The sequence below is a fragment of the Bacillus sp. GB_SG_008 genome, from assembly GCF_052038115.1.
Taxonomy (GTDB): Bacteria; Bacillota; Bacilli; order Bacillales; family Bacillaceae_G; genus Bacillus_A; species Bacillus_A rhizoplanae.
In genome coordinates this window covers 1-21,146 of record NZ_JBPZSK010000016.1, presented here as the reverse complement: position 1 = coordinate 21,146, position 21,146 = coordinate 1, and the positions used below count along the sequence as shown (strand labels likewise).

Below are 21,146 nucleotides of genomic sequence, written 5' to 3'. Positions count from 1 at the left end.
CTTATCGTATTTCTTTCAAGCGTTTTAGTATAATTCATAGTAATTTTTGTACATAGTAGAGCGGAAAACTATTACAAAATGCAAGTTACATACAGAAATCTATTAAAGGGAGCATGAGAATAATGGAAACTAAAGAAGTATTACAATTAACAAAAATGGATTTACTAGGATCAGCAGGAGTGGCAACAGCATTAACAGCACTTATCATGTTTCTTTCAAGTGCTTTAGTATAATTTAAATTCTGTGTAAATTTGAACGTGAATGAAAAGAGGGACTTCGAAAAAACGGAGTCCCTCTTTGTGTTTTCGTTGAGTTATCAGTAAAGAGGAACTGATGGAAGTTTCACTTTATATAATATAAGGAGAGAAACAGAAAAAAGTCGAATTTTCTATGCAAGAAAAAGGGAGGTATTTGACAGAAAAAATAGAAAAATTAAAATTGACAAAAAATAATTGCGGTGCAATTTATTTTTTACTGATATTTGGAAGCGCTTGCGTTCTTTTGGGAGAAATATTTGGAAAATTATATTACAGGGAGATGAGGAAAGTATGGAACAAAAGTCTATGGATACTTTAGCAGCACAAATGGAGGATTTTTTTCCAGTACGTGATGTTGATCATTTAGAATTTTATGTTGGTAATGCAAAACAAACGAGCTATTACCTTGCGAGAGCATTTGGTTTCCGTATAGCTGCATATTCCGGTTTAGAAACAGGAAACCGTGATAAAGTATCTTACGTACTTGTGCAAAAAAATATGCGTTTTGTTGTGTCAGGTGCTTTAAACACGAATAGCCGCATTGCTGAGTTTGTGAAACAGCACGGCGATGGTGTAAAAGATGTGGCACTTCTTGTAGAAGATGTAGAGAAAGCATATGCAGAAGCTGTAAAACGCGGTGCAGTTGCAATTGCTCCGCCAGAAGTGTTATCTGATGAACATGGAACAATTAAAAAGGCAGTTATTGGCACATATGGTGATACAATTCACACGCTTGTAGAGCGTAAAAATTATAAAGGTGCGTTTATGCCAGGATATGAACCACTAGAATCTACTACTCCTTTTGAAGAAACAGGACTAATTGCTGTTGATCATGTTGTTGGTAATGTTGAAAAAATGGAAGAATGGGTAAGTTATTATGAAAATGTAATGGGCTTTAAACAAATGATTCATTTTGATGATGATGATATTAGTACGGAATATTCTGCTTTAATGTCGAAAGTAATGACAAACGGAAGTCGTATTAAATTTCCAATCAATGAACCAGCAGAAGGAAAAAGAAAATCACAAATCCAAGAGTATTTAGAGTTCTATAACGGAGCTGGCGTACAACATCTTGCGTTATTAACAAATGATATTGTAAAAACTGTTTCTGCGCTTCGTGCAAACGGCGTGGAATTTTTAGATACACCAGATACGTATTATGAAGAATTAACAGCACGTGTTGGTCAAATTGATGAGGAAATTGAAAAATTAAAAGAGCTGAAGATCCTTGTGGATCGTGATGAGGAAGGCTACTTATTACAAATTTTCACAAAGCCAATTGTGGATCGTCCAACTTTATTTATTGAGATTATTCAACGTAAAGGCTCAAGGGGATTTGGTGAAGGAAACTTTAAAGCATTATTTGAATCGATTGAAAGAGAGCAGGCACGCAGAGGAAATCTATAAAGTGAAACTTAGCAGTTCCAAATTGATAGTTAGTTGAATCAATCGGACTCGTATTGATAGCTATCTTCTTTGATTTCTCAGTAAATAGATAGGTATCGCGTTTTCCGTTGGAGCGGGATAACGGTTAGGAGAGGTACTCCTTCCGCCCGCTGCTTTACTTTCAAAGCGAGGAGAGAAAACGATGAAGTTTATTACATTTCGTCTTCCTTCACAAGAACTGAGAGTTGGTTGGCTTGAAGGTGACAAGGTTATTGATATGCATACAGCAAGTGGAGGGTTACTTCCTTCTACAATGATTTCTTTTTTAGAGAAATCAGATGAATATATGGAAATAGTTCGTAAGATTGGCACACCAACGAGCGGTGTTTATCATATTACGGATGTACAGCTTTGTGCACCTTTACCAAACCCAGGGAGTATTCGTGATTTTTATGCATTTGAACAACATGTAAAAACAGCGCGTGGTCGCCGTGGTTTAGATGTTGTTCCAGAGTGGTATGATATTCCGGTGTTTTATTTTACGAATCATCGTGCTGTTATTGGGCCGGAAGAAGCTATTTTGTGCCCAGGTGCAACAAAGAAACTTGACTATGAGTTAGAGATTGCTTGTGTCATTGGTAAAGAAGGTAAAAATATCTCGCGTGAACAAGCTCATGAATATATTTTTGGTTACTGCATTATGAATGATTGGAGCGCTAGAGATTTACAGGCGCATGAAATGAAAGTCGGGCTTGGACCAGCAAAAGGAAAAGACTTTGCTACCTCACTTGGGCCGTATATTGTGACGAAAGATGAGTTAGACGTATATCGAAGCGATGATCGTTATAATTTAGAAATGACAGCTCATATTAATGGAGAACAATGGTCAAAAGGTAATTTTCAAGATATCTATTATACGTTTGCTGAAATGATTGAACGAGCATCCCAAGATGTTACGTTGTACCCAGGAGATATACTTGGTTCTGGTACAGTTGGAAGCGGCTGTATTTTAGAGCTTGGAACAGAAAAATGGCTTAAAGCTGGTGATGTGGTAGAGTTAAAGATTACTAGCTTAGGAACATTGCGTAATACGGTAAAAGCAGAAAAGAAAGCGGGGGATGAGCATGTATTATCGTCGCATGGGGGAACTTCCTCGTAAACGACATGTACAATTTCGTAAACAAGACGGGTCGCTCTATCGTGAGCAAGTAATGGGAACGAAAGGTTTTTCTGGTACGCAATCTATTTTGTATCATCATTACATGCCAACTGAAGTCGGTCATGCTTCTTTAGCTCAATCGTGTCATATGCAGTATGAAGAAGACGTGGCGTTAGCGCATCGTCATTTTCGTACGAAAGAATATAGAAAAACAGGAGATGCCGTGAACGGAAGGAATTTTCTATTAGGAAATGAAGATCTAATAATCGGGGTTGTAAATCCGACGGAGAAAATGGACTATTTTTATCGCAATGGCGATGGAGATGAAATGCTATTCGTTCATTATGGATCTGGGAAAATTGAGACAATGTTCGGTACGATTCATTATCGAAAAGGAGATTATATTATCATTCCAATCGGTACGATTTACCGTGTAATCCCTGAAGTTGGAGAATCGAAATTCCTCGTTGTTGAAGCAAATAGTCAAATTACCACACCGCGTAATTATCGCAATGAGTATGGACAATTATTAGAACATAGTCCATTTTGTGAGCGTGATATTCGTGGTCCAGAGACGTTAGAAACGTATGATGAAAAAGGTGCCTTTGTTGTGATGACAAAGTCTAGAGGATATATGCATAAGCATGTTTTACAGCATCATCCGTTAGATGTTGTTGGATGGGATGGTCATTTATATCCATGGGTATTTAATATTGAGGATTTTGAGCCTATTACAGGGCGCATTCATCAGCCACCACCAGTACACCAAACATTTGAAGGGCATAACTTTGTCATTTGTTCATTTGTTCCGCGTCTATATGATTATCATCCAGAAGCAATCCCAGCGCCGTATTATCATAGTAATGTAAATAGTGATGAAGTGCTCTATTATGTGGAAGGGAATTTTATGAGCAGAAAAGGTGTAGAGGAAGGGTCTATCACGCTTCATCCAAGTGGAATCCCACATGGCCCGCACCCTGGAAAAACAGAAGCAAGTCTTGGTAAAAAAGAAACTATTGAACTAGCTGTTATGATTGATACATTCCGTCCGCTACGCGTGATAAAGCATGCACATGAGATGGAAGATGGACAATATATGTATAGTTGGCTAGAACAAGGCTCATATACTGTATAAGGTGAATGCCTATTATGTATGAAAAACAAAACAAGCACGCTCATTTATGAGCGTGCTTGTTTTAATAAAAGAATCGACATTATATAAAATACCAAAAATGTTTATAAAAAGATATAAGAATATAACCATATAACTATATAACCTCTTTGCATACAGTAGTATGGTAACTTACCACAATCTTTTGAAGGCTTAAAGAAGGTAGGGGAAGGATAAAGAAAATGTATAAAATCTCAATCTGTTTCGTACAAATTTTTTTATTTATGAAGAAATATGAATTTTCTGTTAAATTCGACAGAAGTTATTGACGAAAAAAGATGTAATAAGTACAATAAAAATAAATATTAAAATTTTCAGAAAATTATAAATGTTGAGGTGCAGAGTATGAAGCAAATCTTTCAAAAAAAGCCGCTGACACAATTGTTACAAGAAGGAAGTCAGAAAAAATTAGATCGAACATTAGGGGCATTAGACTTAACCTTGTTAGGGGTAGGAGCAATTGTCGGAACAGGGATCTTCGTGCTGACAGGGGTAGTTGCTGCGAAACATTCTGGGCCTGCCGTTATTTTATCGTTTGCATTAGCTGCACTAGCTTGTGCCTTTGCTGCCTTTTGTTATGCTGAATTTGCTTCCAGTGTACCGGTATCTGGTAGTGTGTATACGTATACGTATGCAACGATGGGAGAGGTATTTGCCTTCTTAATTGGATGGGATTTAATGCTTGAATACTTATTAGCGACATCAGCTGTTGCTAATGGATGGTCAGCTTATTTTCAGTCTTTATTAAATGGATTTGGAATTCATATTCCAACGATTTTAGCTTCTGCTCCAGGGGCAGGAAAAGGTGGAATAATTGATTTACCAGCTGTTCTTATTATTTTAATTATGACTATTCTTTTATCACGAGGTGTTCGTGAAAGTGCCCGCGTAAATAACATTATGGTATTCATTAAATTAGCCGTTGTACTATTATTCATCTTCGCTGGATTTAAATACGTAAAACCAGAAAACTGGACACCGTTTATGCCGTTTGGTTTTAATGGTGTAATGGTAGGTGCAGCGACAGTATTCTTTGCTTTTATTGGTTTTGATGCTGTTTCAACAGCAGCGGAGGAAGTAAAACGCCCGCAGCGTGATTTACCGATTGGTATTATTGCATCACTATTAATTTGTACAGTCCTATATATTGCGGTTTCACTTGTTTTGACAGGTATTGTACCGTTTGGTCAATTGGATAGATCAGATCCAGTAGCATTTGCGCTTCAATTTATTGGACAAGATGGTTTGGCGGGTGTTATTTCGGTAGGTGCTATTACAGGGATTACAACTGTTATGTTAGTTATGATGTATGGTCAAGTACGTGTATCGTATGCAATGAGCCGTGATGGTCTATTACCGAAACGTCTTTCGAAAGTACATCCGAAGTTTAAAACGCCATTTTTAAATACGTGGATAACAGGTATTGTAGCAGCTCTTATTTCAGGGCTTGTTGATCTAAGTGTATTGGCTCACCTTGTGAATATCGGAACTCTATCTGCATTCGTACTTGTTGCAATAGCGGTTATTGTAATGCGAAAAACACATCCGGATTTACCGCGTGCATTTAAAGCGCCACTTGTACCGTTTTTACCAGCGTTAGCAGTAATTTTTTGTCTATACTTAATGCTTCAATTACCAGCGATTACATGGGAATGTTTTGGTATTTGGTTGGCGATTGGAGTTATAGTCTATTTCGTATATAGCAGAAAGCATAGTGCATTAAATAAAGAAAAAGATGATAAAAAAACTGTGAATTTATAAAGAGAAAGCCGTTCTTACAAAAAGAACGGCTTCTTTATTTTGAAAATTTACATTTTTCTAAAATTGATATAAGATGAAAGGTGGTCGATAAAAGGGGTGGGAATATGAAGAAGACATGGCAAGAGTTAAAGGGGATGGATCGTAATGTTTGGATCCGGTTTATTGGAGAAACATTAAATGGAATTGCAATGATGATGTTAATGCCATTTTTTGCATTATATTTAAAAGAAAAAGTGGATTCACTACTACAGGTGGGAATTATTATGGCGTTGTCCCCTATTGCAGCAAGTTTTGGTTCGCTTATAGGTGGGAGAATTGCAGATATTTATGGGCGAAAGCCAATTATGATATTTTCGATGGCTAGTAATGCGGTCTTAATGCTTGGTTTCTTATTTATAGATGGTTTTATACCGTATGCTATTCTATCTATTTGTTTAGGTCTTAGTAATTCGCTGTTTCACCCGGCGGCCTCCGCGATGGTAGCGGATGTAACAGAACCTGAAAAGCGAACAGAAGCATATGGTTTGCTGCGGATGGGACATAATATTGGAGCGGCAATTGGGCCGATTCTAGGTGCTTCGGTTGTACTTCTGTCTAAAACTGTTATTTTTATTATCGCATCGTCCTCTATGTTATTCTATGCGCTGCTAGTTTTACTACTTATTAAAGAAACAATGCCGAAGGGTGTAGTAAAACAAGTGAGTGAGGGAGAGGGAACGAGACAATCTGTATGGAAAGTTGTGTTTCAAGATAAAATTTTACTAATCTATTTATTAGCCGGAATTGTTATTTCAATGGGATTTTCGCAAACAGAAGGTATGCTTCCGCTTCATTTTGATAATGAAATGAAGGGGATATTTGGAATGAATAATCCATTTCCTTATTTAATGGCAGTAAATGGACTTTTGGTGGTTTTGTTTCAATTTCAAATTTCGAAATGGGCGACAGATAAACCGGTTGGGAAAACGATGTTGTATGGTGCTTGGTTATTTGGAATAGGTCTTCTTACAATCGGTTGGCTTCCGAGGTGGTTTGGAGGAGCTGGGACAAATGCTACTGTAGTGCTTGTTACATTACTAATCGTATATGTAATTTATACACTAGGAGAAATGGTTATGTCTCCTGTGCAAATGACATTTGTAGCAAATTTAGCACCAGAACATTTACGAGGTACGTATATGGGAGCAGCTAGCTTACAATGGATTACAGGTAATGCGTTTGGACCTTTACTGGGTGGTATTTTACTTGATCGTTTGTTGGGTCACATTTTATTTACGATTTTAGGGATTGGATGTATGATAGCGGGCCTTGTTTACGTATCATTAGACCGACTTGTAGAGCAAAGACAAAAAGATGACATGGTCAAACAAACGTCATAAAGTTTTCTGCATACACAAATAGGTTCTTTTTTTCATATTATTAGGTACATAACTAGAAAAATTATTATGTTAGCTTAGTTAGCTCGCTATTCGTGGGCAGTAAGACTCCTCACCTCAAGATTCAGAGAGAAGCGAAGAAGATGGGTAGGGGGATAACTGCTGGTATGTGCCCGATTGGTCCAACTAACCAACAGTAGGGGGGGAAATCCCACACTGATGGAAGTTTTACTTTATCTCGCATTAGCGGACAGTAAGGCTCCCACCTCAAGATGTAGAGAGAATTAAGCAGATAGGTGGGGGATGAAAAAACCACTGATGGAAGTTTTACTTTATTTCAAATAGGAACTACCTATTTTCGTAAAAAGTGCTACAATAGAAAAATGAAAACAAACGATTAGGGTGGATTTCATTATGAAAATTAAATTAGGTTTATTATATGGTGGAAAATCAGCGGAGCATCAAGTTTCTTTACAAACGGCTCTTGCTGTTAGTAAAGCGTTAGATCAAGAAAAATTTGAGGTTCATCCAATTTATATTACTGAACAAGGACAATGGATGCGCGGTGAGCGTATTGAAGGTGAAGTGAAAAGCGTTCAAGCGTTGCAATTAAATGGAGAAGAAAATGCAATTTCTCCTGTATCATTAAGTTCAGAGATTATCCCAATGGCAGCTTCTGATAAAGAGAATGCAATTGATGTAATCTTCCCGTTATTACATGGACCGAATGGTGAAGATGGAACAGTACAAGGCTTGTTAGAACTTATGAATATTCCATATGTAGGGAACGGTGTGTTAGCATCGGCTGCAGGTATGGATAAAGTCATTATGAAAAATATTTTCGCAGAAGCGGGATTGCCACAAGCTAAATATGTTTCGTTTATTCGCAGTGTATGGGAAAAAGATCGCACAGCAGCGTATGAAAAAGTTGAAGGAACATTAGGCTATCCATGTTTTGTGAAACCAGCAAACCTTGGCTCAAGCGTTGGAATTAATAAATGTAAAAATCGTGATGAGTTAGAGAATGCGTTTGAAGAAGCGTTCCAATTCGATCGTAAAATTATCGTAGAAGAGAATATTATCGGTCGTGAAGTGGAAATTGGTGTATTAGGAAACGATGAACCGAAATGTTCTGTTGTAGGCGAAATTGTGGCGAAAAAAGAATTCTATGACTATAAATCAAAATACATTGATGGCGATACAGCAATGGTTATTCCTGCTGAAATTACAGAAGCGGAATATGAGAAGATTAAAGAGTATGCAATTCGTGCATTTCAATCTTTAGATGGTGCGGGATTAACACGAGCAGATTTCTTCTTAACGAAAGATGGCGACGTATTTATTAATGAAGTAAATACAATGCCAGGATTCACGCCGTTTAGTATGTTCCCTCTTTTATGGGAAAATACGGGAGTGCCGTATCCAGAGCTTATTCAAGAGCTAGTACGTTTAGCGATTGAGCGTCACGAAGAAAAACAAAAAATTAAATATACAATCTAACAAGAAAGGAGAAGCACTATTCAAATGAATAGTGTTTCTTCCGTGTAAGGAGTGTTTTTGTATGATACAAAGAACATTGAAGCAAATTGAGCAAATGGTATGTGGAACTGGCCTAGCAGGGCAGTGGAATGATGTACTTATAAAAGGTGTTTCCATTGATACAAGAAAAATTGAACAAGGAAACTTATATATTCCGATTCAAGGAGAACGTTTTGATGGTCATGCTTTTGTGGAGAAAGCAATAGAAAGCGGTGCAGTTGCAACACTTTGGAAGAAAGGTGTAGCGAACCCGCCAACAAATTTACCAGTTATTTTTGTAGAAGATACATTACAAGCGCTACAAACATTGGCGAAGAGCTATCGCGACCAGTTAAACGTGAAAGTAGTTGGTGTAACAGGAAGTAACGGAAAAACGTCAACGAAAGATATTGTGACAAGCTTACTTGGAGCGAAATTTAAAGTGCAAAAAACAGAAGGGAATTTCAATAACCATATTGGACTGCCTTTGACGATTTTAAATTTAGAAGAAGATACAGAAATGGCTGTATTAGAGATGGGTATGTCAAGCCGTGGGGAAATTGAATTTTTGTCCAAGATTGCTCGCCCTGATGCAGCAATTATTACAAATATTGGAGAAGCACATTTAATGGATTTGGGCTCTCGTGATGGAATTGCAGAAGCGAAGCTAGAAATTGTCGCAGGTTTACAAGATAATGGCGTATTTGTTTATAACGGAGATGAACCATTGTTAACTACACGCGTGCCAGGGATGAATTTATCTGCAAAGACAATTACGTTTGGTGATGCAAGAGCGAACGATTATTACCCGGTATCTGTAAAATTAGAGGCAACAGGTACACAATTTACGATGAATCAAGCGCAGAATGTAGCATTTTATTTACCCGTTCTTGGGAAGCATAATGTATATAATGCATTAGCATCAATGGCGGTTGCTGAATTTTTCGGTGTAACTTGGGAAGAAATGAAACAAGGTTTAGTGAATTTGAAAATGACAGGCATGCGTATGGAAGTTGTGAAAACAGATGCAGGGTTAACAATTATTAATGATGCATATAACGCAAGTCCGACAGCGATGGAAGCAGCATTCCATTTAATGAATGAATTAAATGGATTTTCTAAAAAAATCCTTGTGCTTGGCGATATGTTAGAGCTTGGTGACCAAGAAGTACAATTTCATTATGAAGTTGGAAAATTAATTGATCCAGCTCGTATTGCATATGTATTTACGTACGGTACGCTCGGGGCACAAATGGCAGAAGGTGCAAGAATTAATTTTTCTAATGAACGCGTAAAAGCTTATGACAATAAAGAAGAACTTGTTAAAGATTTAAAAGAAGTCGTTGATGTGAAAGACGTTGTATTAGTAAAAGCATCTCGTGGAATGAAATTAGAAGAAGTTATTGCGATGATAAAGTGAAGCTTCCATTAGTAGGTGGTTTACTGCCCGTTAATACGGGATAAAATAAAGAAGCGCTTACAACACGGAGATGGAAAGTTGGAACAAGGATAGAAAAATCAATATGTAAAATAAGGGAAGAGTTGGGTTTGCTTTTTACACATACAAAACTTATAATTGATAGGGTGTAATAACGTTGTAGAGTATTTTTGTGATAAATGTAGGCCCGTTTATATACGTGAACATAAGGGAAAGGGCATTTTCCGCAAACACGGAAAATGTCTTTTTTGAATGGATAGTTAGGAAAAATGCTCCCGCCACTTGAAAGTTATAATTGTTTGAAGTGGGGGTTTCTAGCGTGCCAGGCATTTTTGCTCGGCGCTTGGCGTTAGTGGAGTTGGGAGTGATTTCCGCCTAACCCCTCTATCCCGTCGATAAATTTTTTTGGGACTACTTTTGTCTAGCTTTACGTTTGAATGTCTTGTATGGCGCATATTTTTGTTGCGGCTTTCTACATTCAGTTTTCAAAAGCTAGTTTTATTATAATTGTCAGGCAATCTTGCGATGATGACGCATTTTGTCTGAAGAAGACTTAGTCCAACCTTACTTGTATATCCTGTGAATATTAGAAGAAGGAATAATCTGGGCTATTTTAGATAGAAAAGGAGAAGTAACATTGACAACATTTCGAGAATTAGGATTAAGCAGTTCTTTGCTAAAGTCTGTTGAAAGCATGGGATTTGAAGAGGCAACACCAATTCAGGCAGAAACAATTCCAGTAGCCTTACAAGGTGACGACATCATTGGTCAAGCTCAAACAGGTACAGGGAAAACAGCTGCATTTGGATTACCATTATTAGAAAAAGTAAATACAAATCAAGATACAGTTCAAGGTATCGTTATCGCGCCAACTCGTGAGTTAGCAATTCAAGTGGGTGAAGAGCTATACAAAATTGGTCAACATAAGCGCGTTCGCATTTTACCAATCTATGGCGGCCAAGATATTAACCGTCAAATCCGTGCGTTGAAAAAAGGCCCACACATTATCGTGGGTACGCCAGGACGTATTTTAGATCATATTAAACGTAAAACACTTCGTCTGCAAAACGTAGAGACAGTTGTTCTTGACGAAGCAGATGAAATGTTAAACATGGGCTTCATTGAAGATATTGAAGCAATTTTAACGGATGTGCCTGAAACACACCAAACATTATTATTCTCAGCAACAATGCCAGACCCAATCCGTCGCATTGCTGAACGCTTCATGAGCGAGCCTAAACATATTAAGGTTAAAGCTAAAGAAGTAACAATGCCAAACATTCAGCAGTTCTATGTAGAAGTGCAAGAGAAAAAGAAATTTGATGTGTTAACACGCTTATTAGATATTCAATCTCCAGAGCTTGCAATCGTATTCGGTCGTACAAAGCGTCGTGTTGATGAATTATCAGAAGCGTTAAATTTACGTGGTTATGCAGCAGAAGGAATTCATGGTGATTTAACACAAGCGAAGCGTCTTTCTGTATTACGTAAATTTAAAGAAGGTTCAATCGAAGTTCTTGTTGCGACAGACGTAGCGGCGCGTGGTCTTGATATTTCAGGTGTAACGCACGTATATAACTTTGATATTCCACAAGATCCAGAATCATACGTACACCGTATTGGTCGTACTGGCCGTGCAGGTAAAACAGGTCTTGCTATGCTGTTTGTAACACCACGTGAAGCAGGTCAATTAAAGAATATTGAACGTACAACAAAACGCAAAATGGATCGTATGAATCCGCCAACTTTAGATGAAGCTTTAGAAGGACAACAACGTTTAATCGCTGAAAAACTTCAAAGCACGATTGAAAGTGAAAACTTATCATACTACAAACGTATTGCAGAAGAGCTGTTAGAAGAGCATGATTCTGTAGCGGTTGTAGCAGCTGCTTTAAAAATGATGACAAAAGAGCCGGATGCAACGCCAGTTTCTTTAACATCAGAACCACCTGTAGTTTCAAAAGATCGTTCTAGAAAGAGAAACGGAAACGGGAACGGAAATGGAAGAGGTGGTTACCGCGATGGTAACCGTAATCGTGAAGGCGGTCGTAATCGTGATGGCAACCGCAATCGTGGAGGCCGTAAAGGAGAAGGTCAAGGACGTGAAGGTCGTGAAGGTCGTTCTGGAGCTCCTAGAGGACGCGGTGGCGAAAGAAAGCACACAAGCCGTAAGCCACAAGCTTAATTAAATTCATAGAAGAGAGACAGTCTTTTTCATAAAGGCTGTCTTTTTTTGTTTCTTTAATTGGGTATACTACATAGAACTTGTATCGGAAAAGAGGAAATGGAATGCTTGTAAAGCTTGGGTATGTTGCAATGAGTATCCATTTGAAAAATGCTTCTCCTTCTCAAACAATGACGTATGCGCAGTTTCAGCGAATACAAGATCGAGAAGCAGCAATCAAAAAATTGGAGAGGATTTCTAATTCTAATTTAGAGAATTGTCTACGGTTGTTAAAACATAATTATGGACATGATGTTTTATTTTTTCGCTTAAGTTCGAAAATCATTCCTTTGGCAAACCATGAGGCGTTGTTAGAGTGGGATTATATAAAGCGGTTAAGAGAAAACTTAAAACAACTTGGAGAATATGCAAAGCGTCAAGGAATGCGAATTGATTTTCATCCCGATCATTTTGTCGTTTTAAATTCATTACATCCTCCGATTTTAAAGCAGTCCGTGAAAACATTGCAGATGCATGGGAAGTTGCTAAAGGGAATGGGGATTGATAGAACGCATCGCTGTGTTTTACATGTTGGCGGTGCGTATGAGGATAAAGAGAAAGCACTAGAACAATTCATTGAAAACTGGTCACTTGTTCCGGTGGGGATTCAAAAGATGATTATGTTAGAAAATGATGATACAACATTTTCTTTAAAAGAGACATTGTACTTAGGAGAAAAACTTGGAATCCCAGTAGTTTTTGATTTGCATCATCATATGGTAAATCACGGCTTTGAAGAGTGGGAAACTCATTGGGAACGTGTTGTACAAACGTGGGGGCAATCTCCTTTGCCGATTAAAATGCATATTTCTAGTCCACGAGAAGGAAATGATCTAAGGGCCCATGCTGATTTTATTGATTCTGATCAATTTTTTTCTTTCTTGCAATATATAAAAGAGAGTGTTCAGGAAATACATTGTATGATAGAAGCGAAACAAAAAGACGAGGCACTCTTTCAGTTGATGAGAGATATGAAAGATAAGGGTGGGATAGAGATAGTAGATGGTGCAAGCTTTTTTGTAAAGTAAGCGATGCACCATCTATTTTTTTATCCCGCATTAACGGACAGTAAGCCCCCACCTTAAGGTTGAGAGAGAAGCAAGGAAGATAGGTGGGGGATAACTGTCCGTAAAAGCCCGATTGGTTCAACTAACCATCAGTGGGGGATGAAAAACTCCCCCACTGATGGAAGTTTCACTTTATGAGTAATGGACCTAAGCAAGCACCCGTGAGTAATCCAACGAGATGGCTAATTGAGTTTGTTGTTTTGTCGACAAATGTAAACGTTAGGAGAATGGATAAAATAACAAAAAAGAGAAGGGTTTCTTTTTTTCTATTTGGGCGGTATTGCATATAGAATATGTAAAGCTGCAGACCTAATAACCCAAAAATGGCACCTGAAGCTCCTGTATGAGCATACTGAATTGGAAGTATAAAGTAAGAGATGATATTTCCAGTGACTCCAGATATAAGAAACGCAAGTGAAAATCGAATGCTCCGCAGTTGTTTTTCTAATGAAAAGCCGAGTGCTAAGCAGCAAATACTATTGGATAAAAAATGAGAAAATGTTGTATGGATAAACAATGAAGAAATAATTCGCCACCATTCCCCTTCAGCGATACACTCATTGCAGGCGATTCCGATAGATAGTACCTTATTCCCTAATAATAGTAAAGCAAGTTGTATGAAAAGTAATGCAGTAGTAATCGGAGGAAAAGAAGTAAATGAGTATTTTAATGGAGTATTCATATCTTCACCCCTTTTGCTGTTAACGGATTGTCTGTTATTCTTACAATATGAAAATGAGGAAGAAAATAGAAGGAAGGAACGTAAGGATATGATTGTAGGGATTGGAATCGATATTATTGAAATTGAAAGAATTGAAAAGATGATAGAAGGGCAACCAAAATTTATAGAGCGTATTTTAACAGAAAAAGAGCGCCAAGTAGCACATTCGTTAAAAGGAAAGAGGCGTAGTGAATTTGTTGCAGGACGCTTTGCGGCAAAAGAAGCATACTCGAAAGCGCTTGGTACTGGAATTGGAAAAGAGGTTAGCTTTTTACATATTGAAATCACGAATGATGAAAGAGGAAAACCGATTTTACTTGCAAATACAAATCATACTATTCATCTTTCGATTAGCCATAGCCGAGAGTTTGCGGTGGCACAAGTCATTTTAGAAAGCCCGTCAAGCTAGTCTGCATATTTCATCTCTTTGTCTCATATATTTGAGTAGCGTTAAGGAAGAGGTTTTCTTCCACTTACTTATTGAGACAAAGGGGCTGAACATATGAAAAGGCGGCTATTTTTGTTTATTGTCGGTTTGTTGACCGTTTTTCTGTTAGCGGGCTGTATGGAGAAGAAGAAGGAAGATGTTGTGCAAGACTTGAATGAAAGAGTAAAAGATATGAAAAGCTATCAAGCGGAAGCGAAATTATCAATTAAAACAGGAAATGAACCCCAAGTATATGACGTTGAGGTTTGGTATAAAAAACCCTCGTATTACCGAGTGAATTTGAAAAATGCAAAGAAAGATCAAAGCCAGATTATTTTACGAAATGATGAAGGTGTATTCGTTCTTACCCCGTCTTTAAATAAAAGTTTTCGTTTTCAAAGTGATTGGCCGCAAAATAGCAGCCAAGCATATTTATATGAATCACTTGTCAGGGATATTTTGAGCGATAAGGACCGTTCATTTAAGAAAACAGACAAATATTATGTGTTTGAAACGAAAACAAACTATCATCATCAAAATATGTTGCCAAGGCAACAAATTACATTTAATAAAAAAGATTTAGCACCTGTTTCGGTGAAGTTGATGGACAATGATCAAAATATTCTTGTGCAAGTAGATTTTTCTAAAGTAAAGTTTGATACAAAATTTGATAAAGGCGCGTTTGATACGAAACAAAATATGTCTAGAGCGCAAGTCGATATACAAACGACAGCACAAGAAGAGAAGTCATTTGCTGTGTTATACCCAAGTGATACGCCGCAAGGTATGACTTTAAAAGAGGAGAAAGAATTTAAGACAGACAGTGGTAAACGTAGTATTCTTACGTACACTGACAATAAGAAGAGTTTTACATTAATACAAGAAAAAGCGAAGGTAGCACCAACTATCGCATTGCAAAATATGAATGGGGAGCCTGTTGATTTAGGTTTCGCAATTGGTGCATTAACAAAAGATTCTGTTACATGGTCACATAATGGAGTCGAGTATATGCTTGTATCAAAAGGTTTAAAACAAGATGAGTTGTTAATGGTAGCGCGCTCTGTGACTCAAAAACAAGTGAAGTAAACGACTAAGACGTGGTGGCTACAGAGTACACCGCGTTTTTTATCCCGTAAAAGCCCAATTGGGCGGGCTTTCCATCAGTGGTGGATGAAGAAAACCCCACCGATGGAAGTTTCGCTTTATCACGATTTAACAAATAGTATTTTTGATGTGTAGAATCTGTTGATGAAAGCGGCGCTTAATATGATGGAATAAAGGTAAGAAAAAAAGTGAATATAAAAGAATAAGCTTTGCATATCGTATAAAGGAAGTGTTTTTTCTGGATGGAAAAATCGCCATTTTATCGTGATACGTGGGTAGAGGTAAATTTAGATGCGATTTATGATAATTTGACTCGTATTAAATCCATCATTCCGAAAAATGTGGAGATTTTTGCTGTTGTGAAAGCAAATGCATATGGTCATGGATCAGTGCAAGTTGCAAATACAGCGTTAGCAGCAGGAGCCACAAGATTAGCTGTTGCATTCTTGGATGAAGCTCTTGTCTTAAGAAGAGCTGGAATTACAGTTCCTATTTTAGTATTAGGTTCTTCACGTCCGGAAGACGTTAATGTGGCAGCAGAGAATGAGATTACATTAACTGTGTTTCAAAAAGAATGGATAGAAAAAGCGGAAAAGGTGTGGGATTCTTCAAGGTCACTCCATTTTCATCTTAAATTTGATAGCGGTATGGGGAGAATTGGAATTCATAGAAAAGATGAATTGAAAAGGTTTCTAAAAAGTTTACAAAATGCGCCTTTTTTAAAATTAGAAGGGGTTTATACTCACTTTGCAACAGCTGATGAAGCGGAGACAGCTTATTTTGATAAGCAGTATAATATGTTTTTGGAACAACTAAGTTGGCTAAAAGAATTTGGATTAACCCCAAAATTTATTCATACAGCTAATAGTGTGGCAACTTTACGTTTTCAAAGTGTTACTTTTAACGCTGTCAGAATAGGGATTGCAATGTATGGGTTGCTCTCATCTATGCAAATCCATCCTTTTTTACCGATTAAGCTTGATCCTGCATTATCTTGGCATACAACGGTTACACATATAAAACAGGTGACAAAAGATGCTGGAATTAGTTATAACGTTACTTATCGAGCGAAAACAGAAGAATGGATTGCCACATTGCCTGTTGGATATGCTGACGGTTGGTTACGTAGGTTGCAGGGGTTCAAGGTGCTTGTAAATGATATAAGAGTGCCGATTGTAGGCAGGGTTACAATGGATATGATGATGATTCATGTACCATATGAAGTGCCGCTTGGAACAAAAGTTACTCTAATTGGAAGACAAAATGATCGGTATATTAGTGCTAATGAGGTTGCCGAGTATTCGGAGACAATTAACTATGAAATTATTGCAACAATTAGTTTTCGTGTTCCGCGTGTATATGTAAAAAATGGAAAAGTTGTAGAGGTTGTAAATTATTTAAATGGCATATAAGATGAGAATTCTATAGTTCAAGTGTACCTTTATAAAAAGGTGAGTATGTCCCTTTTTGACAAGTTAAGAAACTCAATTTGGAAGAAGGACATAGAAAAGTACAAGGAAGTGAATGTTTTATTTCCAAATTGGAAAACATAAAACAAGAAATCAGGAAGTCTTTGCAACAGGCTTCATACAATGGTATTATTACAATAGGTGTCATATATATGTGTGTGTGTGTAGTTGACGGTGGAGGTGTATTTTTGTGTCCGAATCAAGTGTAACTACTGAAATCGTTGTTCGGTTGCCAAAACAAGTGGTAACAGAATTAGACGGAATTGGAAAACAAGAGAATAAGAATCGCCATGAACTTATTTGCCAGGCAACACAATTGCTATTGCGCCAACATAAAACAAAGAAGCGCTACCAGCATGAATCAATGCGACGTGGGTACATTGAAATGGGAAAAATTAATCTTGGTATTGCATCTGAAGCTTTCTTAGCGGAGTATGAAGCAGCTCATACAGTAGAACGCTTAGTTAGCGGGGGGTAATCTTTTGATTGTAAAACGCGGCGACGTGTATTTTGCAGACCTTTCCCCAGTTGTTGGTTCTGAGCAAGGAGGCGTTCGTCCGGTTCTGGTCATTCAAAATGACATTGGGAATCGTTTTAGTCCTACTGTGATTGTGGCGGCCATTACTGCACAGATTCAGAAAGCGAAATTGCCCACCCATGTGGAGATTGATGCAAAAAAGTATGGATTTGAGAGAGATTCTGTTATCTTGCTCGAACAGATTCGAACAATCGATAAGCAGCGCTTAACGGACAAAATCACTCAGTTAGACGATCTGATGATGAATCGTGTAGATGAAGCTCTGCAAATTAGTTTAGGACTGATAGATTTTTAGTTCAACATTGAAGTTGCTCTCTTTTAAGAGCAGCTTTTTTTATTATTAAGGAGGTTTTGTTGCAAATGGAAATGGTAGATGACCGTCAAGAGTTAATGAAAATGTTAGCGAAAGAATTGAATTTTTCAGAGAAGCAAGTACGCCATGTTATTCAATTAACAGAGGAGGGTAATACAGTTCCATTTATTGCTCGTTATCGGAAAGAATGGACAAACTCATTAGATGAAGTGCAAATTCGTTCGATTTTAGAAAGATGGCAGTATGTCACTCAACTTGAAAATCGTAAAGAAGAAGTGTTGCGTTTAATTCATGAAAAGGGAAAGCTTACAGAAGAGTTGCGTCGTAACATTGTATCTGCAACAAAACTACAAGAAGTGGAAGATTTATATCGTCCATATAAAGAAAAACGAAGAACAAAAGCAACGATTGCAAAAGAGAAAGGGTTAGAACCTTTAGCGGATTGGTTATTAACGTTTGCGAAGGATGATGCGTTGGAAAGAGCAAAAGTATTCGTAAATGAAGAGAAAGAAGTTCATTCACCAGAAGAAGCGTTACAAGGTGCAAAAGATATTATCGCAGAATACGTATCTGATGAAGCATCTTATCGCAGTTGGATTCGTAATACTACTTTTAGAAAAGGAACCATTTCAGCAGTTGTAAAAGATGAAGAAAAAGATGAAAAGAATGTATACGAAATGTATTACAGCTATGAAGAGCCAGTACAAAAAGTTGTACCTCATCGTGTATTAGCCATGAATCGCGGTGAAAAAGAAGAAATTTTAAAAGTAGCAATCGTTCCTCCGGTTGAAGAAATCATTCAGTTTTTACATAAAAAAGTAATTCATAAATCATACGCGCCAAGTACTTCTTATGTGCAAGAGGCGATTGAAGATGGTTACAAGCGTTTAATTCAACCATCTATTGAAAGGGAAATTCGTAAAGAGTTAACAGAGATAGCGGAAGAACAAGCGATTCATATTTTTTCAGAGAACTTAAGGAATTTATTGTTACAACCGCCGATGAAAGGGAAGTTTGTATTAGCTGTAGATCCAGCATATCGTACGGGGTGTAAACTTGCCGTCGTAGATGATACGGGAAAAGTACTTCATATCGACGTTATCTATCCACATCCGCCTGTTAGGAAATATGAAGAAGCGAAAAAGAAATGTATTTCAATTTTAGAAAAGTATGAAGTAGAAGTAGTTGCAATTGGAAATGGTACAGCTTCTCGTGAAACGGAAGAATTTGTAGTAGATGTATTACAAGCAGTTCCACGTGATGTATTTTACATTATTGTCAATGAAGCTGGTGCGAGTGTATATTCAGCATCAGACTTAGCAAGGGAAGAGTTTCCTGATTTGCAAGTTGAAGAAAGAAGCGCTGTTTCCATTGGAAGACGTTTGCAAGATCCGCTTGCAGAATTAGTAAAGATTGATCCAAAGTCTGTTGGTGTAGGGCAATATCAACATGATGTATCACAAAAACAGTTGAATGAATCATTAACATTTGTTGTTGAAACAGCTGTAAACCAAGTTGGAGTGAATGTAAATACTGCTTCTGTTTCCTTATTGCAATATGTTTCTGGTTTATCAAAAACAGTTGCGAAAAACATTGTAAAAAAACGCGAAGAGAGCGGGAAATTTATAAAACGTGCTGAGCTGAAAGATATACCGCGATTAGGTGCAAAGACATATGAACAATGTATCGGTTTTTTACGTGTTCTAGAAGGTGAAAATCCACTTGATCGAACAAGTATTCATCCGGAGCAATATAAGAATGTAGAGCTGTTATTGAAAAGCTTAGGATTATCTATTGCAGATGTTGGACAACCTCATTTGCAGAAGCGTTTAGAAGAAGTAGAAATTCCATCATTATCAGAGCAAACAAACATTGGTGAACCGACCTTGCGAGATATTATTGATGCTCTTATTCGTCCAGAGCGAGATTTACGTGATGAATTACCGAAGCCGCTTCTTAAGAAAGGTATTTTAAAACTAGAAGATTTAAAACGAGGCATGGAATTGGAAGGTACAGTTCGTAATGTTGTCGATTTTGGTGCTTTTGTTGATATTGGTGTGAAGCAAGATGGATTAGTTCATATTTCAAAAATGAGTAAGCAGTTTGTAAAACATCCATTAGATATCGTGTCTGTCGGACAAATTGTAAAAGTGTGGGTCGATGAGGTTGATATGAAAAAAGGACGCGTCGCTTTATCTATGCTACCAATAGAGTGATGAAGTAAAAGGAATCATTGTGGCTTTCTTCATTCTACACTGAGAGTTAATTTGCTAATAGGAGCTGCTATCCATTAAGTGTCGGATACATGAAAAGGGAGTGGAGGGATGTTCCGCTCCCTTTATTTACTAAGGATATTGCTTTTTTTTATAAAAAAACCAGCATTCGTTAAGTAATTTGATTTGATATCGGTTTTTTTCATAATAAGCACGCCGCATTTGTTTACGAAGCCATGCTGGCATATGAATCCCTCCTTTTACAGAAGTGAGGATGGGTATATGTACTATTTAATGTATGCAGGGGACAGATAAGACGTGTGAATTTATTTTAGTTATAAGTAGGAGAGATGCGGATGCAGGGAATAGATATTCAGAGATTGGTGGAGAAAATATCAGTAGAATATTTTGCGAGGCCTTTTTTGCATAAAGCGACATTTAATAAACGTTTACGTACGACAGGTGGGCGATATATGTTAGAGACACACAATATAGAATTAAATTATCATTATTATCAAGCTTATGGAGAAAAGGAATTAATTGCAGTAATTAAGCATGAGCTTTGTCATTATCATTTACATCTTATGGGGAAAGGGTATCAACATAGAGACAGAGATTTTCGTGAGTTGTTGAATAAGGTAGATGCGCCGCGTTTTTGCAAAAGAATTCCTGATGAGAGGAAAGAGAAAAAACAATACGTATATGTTTGTTTATCGTGTGGCTTCCAATACATAAGAAGGAGAAGAATAAATACAAATCGCTACGTTTGCGGAAAGTGTAAAGGACGTTTGAAGCAGGTGAAAAAACACCTTGACAGTTAAAAATCAATCCAGTATAGTATAAACATGTCAGCTCACTACAAGATATTGTAAGAAGTGCTTGACTTGTAAAATGATTTTTTATAAGATGAAAAATGTCTTTCTTATTCCGCAGTAGCTCAGTGGTAGAGCTATCGGCTGTTAACCGATCGGTCGTAGGTTCGAGTCCTACCTGCGGAGCCA

The 21,146-nt window shown here is 37.4% G+C and carries 19 protein-coding genes and 1 tRNA gene; 18 read left to right on the top strand and 2 right to left on the bottom strand.

Going from position 1 to position 21,146, the window contains the following annotated elements; all coding sequences use genetic code 11:
* Positions 1-122 precede the first annotated feature (122 nt).
* The 10 genes from ACTDJC_RS21980 to uvsE all read left to right on the top strand — a co-directional run bounded on the left by ACTDJC_RS21980 (position 123) and on the right by uvsE (position 13,321).
* Positions 123-233: a DUF3948 family protein gene (locus tag ACTDJC_RS21980; protein ID WP_141525038.1), complete on the top strand. Its 111-nt coding sequence runs from the start codon at positions 123-125 to the stop codon at positions 231-233.
* Between the two features lie 315 nt (positions 234-548).
* On the top strand, positions 549-1,667 hold the full coding sequence (gene hppD, locus ACTDJC_RS21975) for a 4-hydroxyphenylpyruvate dioxygenase (protein ID WP_253628393.1): 1,119 nt from the start codon (positions 549-551) through the stop codon (positions 1,665-1,667).
* Between the two features lie 181 nt (positions 1,668-1,848).
* Positions 1,849-2,805, top strand: coding sequence for a fumarylacetoacetate hydrolase family protein (locus ACTDJC_RS21970; RefSeq protein ID WP_440604680.1), 957 nt, complete (start codon positions 1,849-1,851; stop codon positions 2,803-2,805).
* Positions 2,765-3,940 carry a homogentisate 1,2-dioxygenase gene (locus ACTDJC_RS21965; RefSeq protein ID WP_141525037.1) on the top strand — a complete coding sequence of 392 codons (1,176 nt, stop codon included), beginning with the start codon at positions 2,765-2,767 and terminating at the stop codon, positions 3,938-3,940. The genes ACTDJC_RS21970 and ACTDJC_RS21965 overlap by 41 nt, the downstream gene beginning before the upstream one ends.
* 381 nt (positions 3,941-4,321) lie before the next feature.
* Entirely contained in the window at positions 4,322-5,737 is a 1,416-nt protein-coding gene (locus tag ACTDJC_RS21960) for an amino acid permease (protein ID WP_440604679.1), read from the top strand.
* A gap of 104 nt (positions 5,738-5,841) precedes the next feature.
* Positions 5,842-7,116: an MDR family MFS transporter gene (locus ACTDJC_RS21955; protein ID WP_440604678.1), complete on the top strand. Its 1,275-nt coding sequence runs from the start codon at positions 5,842-5,844 to the stop codon at positions 7,114-7,116.
* Between the two features lie 408 nt (positions 7,117-7,524).
* Positions 7,525-8,613: a D-alanine--D-alanine ligase gene (locus ACTDJC_RS21950; RefSeq protein ID WP_440604682.1), complete on the top strand. Its 1,089-nt coding sequence runs from the start codon at positions 7,525-7,527 to the stop codon at positions 8,611-8,613.
* A 61-nt stretch (positions 8,614-8,674) separates the two neighbouring features.
* On the top strand, positions 8,675-10,051 hold the full coding sequence (locus ACTDJC_RS21945) for a UDP-N-acetylmuramoyl-tripeptide--D-alanyl-D-alanine ligase (RefSeq protein ID WP_440604677.1): 1,377 nt from the start codon (positions 8,675-8,677) through the stop codon (positions 10,049-10,051).
* A 655-nt stretch (positions 10,052-10,706) separates the two neighbouring features.
* Positions 10,707-12,254 carry a DEAD/DEAH box helicase gene (locus ACTDJC_RS21940; protein WP_440604676.1) on the top strand — a complete coding sequence of 516 codons (1,548 nt, stop codon included), beginning with the start codon at positions 10,707-10,709 and terminating at the stop codon, positions 12,252-12,254.
* Positions 12,255-12,358: 104 nt separating this feature from the next.
* The gene (gene uvsE / locus ACTDJC_RS21935; protein WP_440604675.1) at positions 12,359-13,321 is read left to right on the top strand and encodes a UV DNA damage repair endonuclease UvsE; all 963 of its coding nucleotides are present in this window, start codon (positions 12,359-12,361) and stop codon (positions 13,319-13,321) included.
* A gap of 166 nt (positions 13,322-13,487) precedes the next feature.
* Here uvsE and ACTDJC_RS21930 read toward each other — a convergent pair whose 3' ends face one another.
* Entirely contained in the window at positions 13,488-14,042 is a 555-nt protein-coding gene (locus tag ACTDJC_RS21930; RefSeq protein ID WP_440604674.1) for a rhomboid family intramembrane serine protease, read from the bottom strand.
* A gap of 88 nt (positions 14,043-14,130) precedes the next feature.
* Here ACTDJC_RS21930 and acpS point away from each other — a divergent pair, with 88 nt between their 5' ends.
* The 6 genes from acpS (at position 14,131) to ACTDJC_RS21900 (ending at position 20,148) form a co-directional block, all read left to right on the top strand.
* Positions 14,131-14,490, top strand: coding sequence for a holo-ACP synthase (gene acpS / locus ACTDJC_RS21925; RefSeq protein WP_098309278.1), 360 nt, complete (start codon positions 14,131-14,133; stop codon positions 14,488-14,490).
* 156 nt (positions 14,491-14,646) lie between these two features.
* Positions 14,647-15,594 carry a LolA family protein gene (locus ACTDJC_RS21920; protein ID WP_440604681.1) on the top strand — a complete coding sequence of 316 codons (948 nt, stop codon included), beginning with the start codon at positions 14,647-14,649 and terminating at the stop codon, positions 15,592-15,594.
* Positions 15,595-15,854: 260 nt separating this feature from the next.
* Positions 15,855-17,024 carry an alanine racemase gene (alr, locus tag ACTDJC_RS21915; RefSeq protein WP_440604673.1) on the top strand — a complete coding sequence of 390 codons (1,170 nt, stop codon included), beginning with the start codon at positions 15,855-15,857 and terminating at the stop codon, positions 17,022-17,024.
* Positions 17,025-17,271: 247 nt separating this feature from the next.
* Positions 17,272-17,559 carry an antitoxin EndoAI gene (locus ACTDJC_RS21910; protein ID WP_000004571.1) on the top strand — a complete coding sequence of 96 codons (288 nt, stop codon included), beginning with the start codon at positions 17,272-17,274 and terminating at the stop codon, positions 17,557-17,559.
* Positions 17,560-17,563: 4 nt separating this feature from the next.
* Entirely contained in the window at positions 17,564-17,914 is a 351-nt protein-coding gene (gene ndoA, locus ACTDJC_RS21905) for a type II toxin-antitoxin system endoribonuclease NdoA (protein ID WP_020063273.1), read from the top strand.
* A gap of 65 nt (positions 17,915-17,979) precedes the next feature.
* On the top strand, positions 17,980-20,148 hold the full coding sequence (locus tag ACTDJC_RS21900) for a Tex family protein (protein ID WP_440604672.1): 2,169 nt from the start codon (positions 17,980-17,982) through the stop codon (positions 20,146-20,148).
* A 129-nt stretch (positions 20,149-20,277) separates the two neighbouring features.
* On the opposite strand, the gene cmpA is transcribed toward ACTDJC_RS21900, so the two are convergent.
* Positions 20,278-20,391 carry a cortex morphogenetic protein CmpA gene (gene cmpA / locus ACTDJC_RS21895; RefSeq protein WP_098309274.1) on the bottom strand — a complete coding sequence of 38 codons (114 nt, stop codon included), beginning with the start codon at positions 20,389-20,391 and terminating at the stop codon, positions 20,278-20,280.
* Positions 20,392-20,501: 110 nt separating this feature from the next.
* On the opposite strand from cmpA, the gene ACTDJC_RS21890 reads away from it, so the two are divergent.
* The gene (locus ACTDJC_RS21890; RefSeq protein ID WP_230575867.1) at positions 20,502-20,966 is read left to right on the top strand and encodes a SprT family protein; all 465 of its coding nucleotides are present in this window, start codon (positions 20,502-20,504) and stop codon (positions 20,964-20,966) included.
* A gap of 105 nt (positions 20,967-21,071) precedes the next feature.
* Positions 21,072-21,146: transfer RNA gene (locus tag ACTDJC_RS21885), tRNA-Asn, on the top strand.

Coding starts and splice junctions, on each gene's coding strand:
- ACTDJC_RS21960 (WP_440604679.1), top strand. CDS start 4,322: ATGAAGCAAATCTTTCAAAAAAAGCCGCTGACACAATTGTTACAAGAA.
- ACTDJC_RS21970 (WP_440604680.1), top strand. CDS start 1,849: ATGAAGTTTATTACATTTCGTCTTCCTTCACAAGAACTGAGAGTTGGT.
- ACTDJC_RS21965 (WP_141525037.1), top strand. CDS start 2,765: ATGAGCATGTATTATCGTCGCATGGGGGAACTTCCTCGTAAACGACAT.
- cmpA (WP_098309274.1), bottom strand. CDS start 20,391: ATGCCAGCATGGCTTCGTAAACAAATGCGGCGTGCTTATTATGAAAAA.
- uvsE (WP_440604675.1), top strand. CDS start 12,359: ATGCTTGTAAAGCTTGGGTATGTTGCAATGAGTATCCATTTGAAAAAT.
- ACTDJC_RS21955 (WP_440604678.1), top strand. CDS start 5,842: ATGAAGAAGACATGGCAAGAGTTAAAGGGGATGGATCGTAATGTTTGG.
- acpS (WP_098309278.1), top strand. CDS start 14,131: ATGATTGTAGGGATTGGAATCGATATTATTGAAATTGAAAGAATTGAA.
- ACTDJC_RS21900 (WP_440604672.1), top strand. CDS start 17,980: ATGGAAATGGTAGATGACCGTCAAGAGTTAATGAAAATGTTAGCGAAA.
- ACTDJC_RS21945 (WP_440604677.1), top strand. CDS start 8,675: ATGATACAAAGAACATTGAAGCAAATTGAGCAAATGGTATGTGGAACT.
- ACTDJC_RS21920 (WP_440604681.1), top strand. CDS start 14,647: ATGGAGAAGAAGAAGGAAGATGTTGTGCAAGACTTGAATGAAAGAGTA.
- hppD (WP_253628393.1), top strand. CDS start 549: ATGGAACAAAAGTCTATGGATACTTTAGCAGCACAAATGGAGGATTTT.
- ACTDJC_RS21930 (WP_440604674.1), bottom strand. CDS start 14,042: ATGAATACTCCATTAAAATACTCATTTACTTCTTTTCCTCCGATTACT.
- ACTDJC_RS21890 (WP_230575867.1), top strand. CDS start 20,502: ATGCAGGGAATAGATATTCAGAGATTGGTGGAGAAAATATCAGTAGAA.
- ACTDJC_RS21980 (WP_141525038.1), top strand. CDS start 123: ATGGAAACTAAAGAAGTATTACAATTAACAAAAATGGATTTACTAGGA.
- alr (WP_440604673.1), top strand. CDS start 15,855: ATGGAAAAATCGCCATTTTATCGTGATACGTGGGTAGAGGTAAATTTA.